Genomic DNA, 1,187 nt, shown 5'->3' on the forward strand with positions numbered 1-1,187 from the left:
GGGTCGATCGAGAAGGACATGCTCGACGAGCAGGCGCGCAAGGCGCTCAATCTGTCCCAGGCTGACGAAATCACCATCATGTTGCCGGTCTCGGTGAAGTAACCGGTTTTCAGTTAATAGCCAATATTTTCAATGATTTTAATCGCTTAGACGCATGTGAGCTATGCAATTTCGGCATGGCATAACGCTCTAGCGCGTGTTAGCCTCTCCAAAATCGGTGGGGAGGAGCTGATCTCCCCAGGGCGGATTTGATCCTGCCCTAATGTCCGCAAAGAGACGCCAACAGGGAGTGATGCATGGCCACCGCAGCCAGAAAAGCGCCTGCCAAATCCAAATCCGACGGCAAGATGGGGCTTTCGGCCCCCAAGCCTGCAGAATTCACCAAGGATGAAGAGCTTGCCGCCTATCGGCACATGCTGCTTATCCGCCGTTTCGAGGAAAAGGCCGGCCAGCTTTACGGCATGGGCTTCATCGGTGGTTTCTGCCACCTCTATATCGGCCAGGAAGCGGTCGTCACCGGCATGAAGATGGCGCTGATCCAGGGCGACCAGATGATCACCGCCTATCGCGACCACGGCCACATGCTGGCGATGGAGCTTTCACCGCGTGGCGTCATGGCTGAGCTGACCGGACGTCGTGGCGGCCTGTCCAGGGGCAAGGGCGGCTCCATGCACATGTTCTCCAAGGAGAAGCATTTCTACGGCGGCCACGGCATCGTCGGCGCGCAGGTGTCGCTCGGCACTGGTCTGGCCTTCGCCAATCGCTACCGCGACAACAACAATGTGTCGCTGACCTATTTCGGCGATGGTGCGGCCAACCAGGGCCAGGTCTATGAAAGCTTCAACATGGCCTCGCTGTGGAAGCTGCCGGTTATCTACATCATCGAGAACAACCGCTATGCCATGGGCACTTCTGTCTCGCGCTCGTCGGCGGAGACGGACTTTTCGCATCGCGGCGCCTCGTTCAAGATTCCCGGGCTGCAGGTCGACGGCATGGATGTCCGCGCCGTCAAGGCTGCGGGCGATCTGGCCACCGAATGGTGCCGTGCCGGCAACGGCCCGCTGATCCTCGAAATGCAGACCTATCGCTATCGCGGCCACTCGATGTCCGACCCGGCGAAGTACCGATCCAAGGAAGAAGTGCAGAAGATGCGCTCCGAGCATGACCCGATCGAGCAGGTCAAGGCG

General features: G+C 59.1%; 1 protein-coding gene and 1 pseudogene. Both read left to right on the plus strand.

Annotated features, from left to right (window positions below):
• A pseudogene (locus ACXJ7R_RS33555) lies at positions 1 to 102 on the plus strand (FtsB family cell division protein); the annotation flags it as partial.
• A gap of 194 nt (positions 103 to 296) precedes the next feature.
• On the plus strand, positions 297 to 1,187 hold an 891-nt coding region (gene pdhA, locus ACXJ7R_RS33560; protein WP_457155543.1), incomplete at its 3' end, for a pyruvate dehydrogenase (acetyl-transferring) E1 component subunit alpha.

It is taken from the genome of Mesorhizobium sp. P5_C1, from assembly GCF_054049815.1.